The organism is Streptomyces alboflavus (genome assembly GCF_000716675.1).
GTDB classification, from domain to species: domain Bacteria; phylum Actinomycetota; class Actinomycetes; order Streptomycetales; family Streptomycetaceae; genus Streptomyces; species Streptomyces alboflavus.
On the sequence record NZ_JNXT01000124.1, the window covers coordinates 1 to 5,601 of the forward strand.

Here is a 5,601-nt window from a genome sequence, read left to right on the forward strand (position 1 = left end):
CACCAAGACATCCCCTTCGAACGCCTCGTCGAAGCCCTCAACCCGGAACGGTCGACGGCCTACGCGCCGCTGTTCCAGGTGATGTTCGCCTGGCAGAACTTCGACCTCGACGGCTTCGAACTGCCGGGTCTTCAGGTCGAGTTCGAGCGTGCGCGCAGCCAGTCGGCGAAGTTCGACCTGACCTTCAACATGGTCGACCTGCCACAGCTGGGCGGCGTGATCGGGTCGCTGGAGTATGCGACCGACCTCTTCGACGAGACCACGGTCCGCAGGCTCGCGGACCGGTACGTCCGCCTGCTCGACCTGCTCACCGCCGACCCGCACCGGCACGTGCGCGGTGTCGAGCTCGTCGAGCCGGACGAACGGGAGCTCGTGCTGTACGGACTCAACGACACCGCCGCCGCGACCCCGGAGCTGACGGTCGCCGAGCTGTTCGCGCAGCGAGCGGCAACCACTCCCGAGGCCACGGCGCTGATCTGCGAGGACCAGGAGTGGTCCTACGCGGAGCTGGCCACCCGGGTCGAACGCCTTGCCGGTGAGCTGGCCCGGCGCGGGGTGGGTCCGGAGACGGTCGTGGGGCTCGCCCTGCCACGCTCGGCGGATCTGGTCGTGGCGATGCTGGGGATCTGGCGGGCGGGCAGCGCCTATCTGCCGATCGACCCGAAGTACCCCAGTTCCAGGCTGGACTTCATCCTGGCGGACGCCCGTCCCGCGCTGGTCCTCACCACTGCCGACGCGGCCCGCGTACTCCCGGACACCGGGGTCCCGCGCCTGCTCGTCGAGGACCTGGACCTGGACGCCCGCGACACCTGGGTGCCGGACGGCGAGTCCCGGGCGGTGCGGCCGCTGAACGCCGCGTACGTGATGTACACCTCCGGCTCCACCGGCACCCCGAAGGGCGTGACGGTGACCCACCGGGACGTCGTCAACGGCGTGCTGCGGCTCGCCGACGCGGTGGGGATCCACCCGGGTACGCGGATGCTGGCGGGCACATCGGTGAACTTCGACGTGTCGGTCTTCGAGATCGTCACCACGCTCGCGACCGGAGGCACCGTCGAACTCGTCCGGGACGTCCTCGTCATCGGTGAGCGCGGCGGCTGGGACGGCGGTGTGATCAGCACCGTGCCCTCGGTCTTCGCCGAACTGGTGGATCAGATCGGCGACAAGATCCACCCCGATGCCGTCGTCTTCGCCGGTGAAGCGCTGCCCGCCCCGCTGGTGCGGTCGATCCACCAGGCGCTGCCCGGAGTGCGCGTCGTCAACGCCTACGGCCAGACAGAGTCGTTCTACGCCACCACCTTCACCTCGGCCCCGGAAGGAACCAGTGGCTCGAGTGCCCCCATCGGCACTCCCCTGGGCAACATGCGCACCTACGTCCTCGGCTCCGGGCTCGCCCCCGTGCCCGTCGGTGTCGTGGGTGAGCTGTATGTCGCGGGCAACGTGGCCCGCGGCTACCACGGGCAGGCGCCGCTCACCGCCGAACGGTTCCTCCCTGACCCCTTCGGTCCTCCGGGTTCGCGGATGTACCGCACCGGAGACCTGGCCCGCTGGTCCCGTCAGGGACACCTGGAGTACGTGGGCCGCGACGACGCGCAGGTCAAGGTGCGCGGCTTCCGCATCGAACCGGGCGAGATCGAGGCGGCGCTCACCGCGCACCCTGGCGTGGCCCAGGCGGTCGTCGTCACCCGGGACGTCCGCGGCAGCAGGCAGCTGGTCGGCTACGTGGTGCCCACCGTCGACGACGCGGGCATCAGCGCCGGGGTCTCCGCGAAGGAGCTGCGCGGCTTCGTGGCGGGACGGCTGCCGGAATTCATGGTGCCGTCGGTCTGCGTGACCCTGGACCGGTTGCCCCTCGCCCCGAACGGCAAGCTCGACCGCTCGGCGCTGCCGGAGCCCGAGGTCACCGGCGGCACGTACCAGGCGCCGCGCACGACCACCGAGGAGATCCTGGCCGCCGCGTACGCCGAGGCCCTGGGCCTCGACCGGGTCGGCGTCGATGATGACTTCTTCGCCGTCGGCGGCGACAGCATCCGCTCCATCCAGGTCGTCTCGCGCGCCCGTGCGCACGGGGTCGAGGTGACCCCGCGGCAGATCTTCGAGTGCCGCACCGTCGCCGAACTCGCCGACCACGCCGAGCGGACCACGGACGACGGGCCCGTGCTCGACGAGCTGGAAGGCGGCGGTGTCGGTGTGGTGCCGCTCCTGCCCATCGGCCACTACCTGCTGGAGCTGGCGGAACAGGGCGGCGGCTTCGGCCGGTTCGCGATGGCCATGGAGGTCGAGCTTCCGCTCGCCATCGACGAGCAGGGACTGGTCGCGACCCTGCGCGCGGTCCTCGACCACCACGACATCCTGCGCTCCCGGCTCGTGCGCACCGGGGACGGCCCTGCGGGCCTGCTCGTCGACGCGCCGGGGTCGGTGGACCCGGCCGGCCTGATCCACCGGGTCGCCTGTGACGGCCGCTGGGAGGAGGCCGCCTGGCGCGACCGCGCGGCCGACGAACTCGACCGCGCCACCGGCCGGCTCGACCCGGCGGCCGGAGTCATGGCGCAGTTCGTCTGGTGCGATCCCGGCCCGGAGGCCCACGGACGCCTGATCCTCGTCCTGCACCACTTCCTCGTCGACGGCGTCTCCTGGCGGATCCTCCTGCCCGACCTCGCCACCGCCTGGCACGCCGTCCGGGACGGCCGGACACCCCGGCTCGCCCCGGTCGCCACGTCGGTGCGACGGTGGTCCCACGCCCTCACCGAGGAAGCCGGCAGCGCTCGGCGCACCGCCGAGTTCGACCACTGGCGGACGGTCGTCTCCGGCCCCGACCCCGACCTCGGCTCCCGGGCCTTCGACCCGGCCGTCGACGTGTGCGCCACGGTCGAGCACGTGTCCATGGAGCTGCCGGTCGCGGCCACCGAGGCGCTCCTGACCACCGTGCCCGCGGCCTTCCGCACCGGCGTCAACGACGGTCTCCTCACCGCCTTCGGGCTCGCGCTCGCGAAGTGGCGGCGGGCACGCGGCATCGAGGAGTCCTCGGCGCTGATCCGCCTTGAGGGGCACGGCCGGGAGGAGGCCGCGGTGCCGGGGGCCGAACTGTCCCGCACCGTGGGCTGGTTCACCAGCATGTTCCCCGTGCGTGTGGATGTCGGAGGAATCGATCTGGAGGACGCCTTCGGCGGTGGTCGAGCCATCGGCCGGGCTCTGAAGGCCGTCAAGGAACAGCTGCACGCCGTTCCCGACAAGGGCGTCGGCTACGGCCTGCTGCGCTACCTCAACCGTGCGACCGCCGACGTGCTCAAGGAGGCCGGAGACGGCCAGATCTCCTTCAACTATCTGGGCAGGTTCGCTGCGGACGACACACCCGAGGAGCCACGCGGTGGCTGGACCCCGGCCGACGGCAACGGTCTGGTGGGCGCCGACCTCGACCCGGACATGCCCGCACTGGCGACGGTCGAGGTCACCTCACTGGTCTCCGACACCGGGCAGGGCCCGCGGCTCCAGGCCCAGATCCGCTTCCCGGGCGGGCTGCTCGCACGCGACGAGGCACGCGAGCTGATCGAGCTGTGGCGTGCGGCGCTGGAGAACCTCGCCCTGCACGCCGCCGTCCCCGGCTCCGGCGGCCTCACGCCGTCCGATGTGCCGCTGGTGCGGGTGGGCCAGCGCGACCTGGACCGGTGGCACGACCGGTACGCGGGCGCCGTCGTCGACGTGTGGCCGGTGACGGCGACGCAGGCGGGCATCCTCTTCCACGGCATGCTCGCGGGGTCGTCGTTCGACGCCTACCACACGCAGCTCAGCTTCCGGCTGTCCAAGGACGTGGACCCGGAGCGCATGCGGGCGGCCGGGCAGGCCCTCCTCGACCGGCATGCCGCACTCCGGACCGCCTTCGTCACCAGTACGGCCGGGCAGCAGGTACAGCTCGTGCTCGACCGGGTGGACCTGCCCTGGCAGGCCGTCGACCTCGGCGACTTCGCCGACGCCGAACGGGACGCGGCCTTCGAGCGGCTCCTCGCCGCCGACCGGGCCGCCCACTTCACCCCGGAGGAGCCGCCGCTGCTGCGCATCACCCTGGTCCGCATGGGCCCGGACCACGCCGAGCTGGTCTTCACCGCCAACCACGCGCTGTACGACGGCTGGTCACTGCCGCACCTGCTGCAGGACCTGCTGCGCCTGTACGGCTCCGGCGGGGACCCGTCGGTGCTGCCCCGGGTGCGCCCCTACCGGGACTTCCTGGTCTGGCTGTCCGAGCAGGATGACGAGGCGGCGGCCCGCGCCTGGGCGCGGGAGCTGGCGGGCGTCGAGGAGCCGACGCTCCTCGCCCTCACGGGCGCAGCCGCCACCGCGGAGTCGGCGGGCCTGGGCCAGATCGAGGTGCCGTTGCCGGAACGGGCCGCCCAGGCACTCGCCCGCAGGGCGAGCGAGCTGGGCATCACCCTCAGCACCCTGCTGCAGGGCTCCTGGGGCGTGCTTCTCGGGTACCTGACGGGGCGGCAGGACGTCGTGCTCGGCACGACGGTTTCCGGGCGGCCGCCGCAGGTGCCGGGCGTCGACGAGATGGTCGGCCTGTTCATCAACACGCTGCCAGTGCGCGTCACGTGCGCGCCCGACGCCACGCTCGCGCAGACCCTCGTAGCCCTCCAGGAACGCCAGACATCGCTGCTCGACCACCATCACCACGGCCTCAGCCGGATCCACGAGGCCATGGGGCTCCCGGCCCTGTTCGACACCATGGTCGTCCTGGAGTCGTATCCGGTGGACCAGGAGGGGCTCACGGAAGCGCACGAGGCGGCGGGTGCCGCCCTGGCCGGTGTGCGCGCGACCACCGGCACCCACTACCCGCTCACGGTGGTCGCGAGCGCGGAGCCGCGTCTGTACGCGGAGCTCCAGTACCAGGACAACCTGTTCCCGAAGGCCTCGGCGGAGCAGATCGCCGTACGGTTCGGACGTCTGCTCGAACTGGTCGCCGCCGATCCGCATCTGCCCGTGGCCCGCCTCGACCTGCTGGACAGGACGGAGCGCGACCTGGTGCTGGGGAGGTTCGACGACACCGGCCAGGCGCGGGCGGGGCACGGCATCACCGAGGTCTTCCAAGCACAGGTGGCCGCCGGGCCGGAGCGGGTCGCGGTCGTCTCCGGTGAGGAGGAGCTCTCGTATGCGGAGCTGGATGAGCGGTCGAACCGGCTCGCGCGGGTCCTGATCGCCCGCGGTGTGGGCCGGGACTCGGTCGTGGGACTGGCGCTGCCCCGCTCCACGGACCAGATCGTGACCCTCCTCGCCATCCTCAAGGCGGGCGGCTGCTATCTGCCCCTGGACCCCGCGTACCCCGCCGAACGCCTGCAGTTCATGCTGCGTGACGCCGCACCCGTACTGGTCGTCACCCACACCGGGACAGCGGTGGACCTTCCGGACGGCCCCTGCCCCTACCTGATCATCGACGACCCCAGCACCCGGGCCGCCCTCGCCGGGCTCTCAGCCGACCCCCTGGAAACCGCTCCTCGCACTCACGTCGACCAGCTGGCCTATGTGATGTACACCTCCGGGTCCACCGGCACCCCCAAGGGCGTCGCCATCACCCACCAAGGCGTCGTCGACCTCGCCCTCGACCACCAC

Annotated in this window: 1 protein-coding gene; it reads left to right on the forward strand. The window is 72.2% G+C overall.

Translation table 11 applies throughout. The features are described from left to right. Nucleotides 1–5,601 (forward strand): non-ribosomal peptide synthetase (locus OO63_RS40910; protein WP_031192833.1); only part of this gene is annotated, 5,601 nt, incomplete at both ends.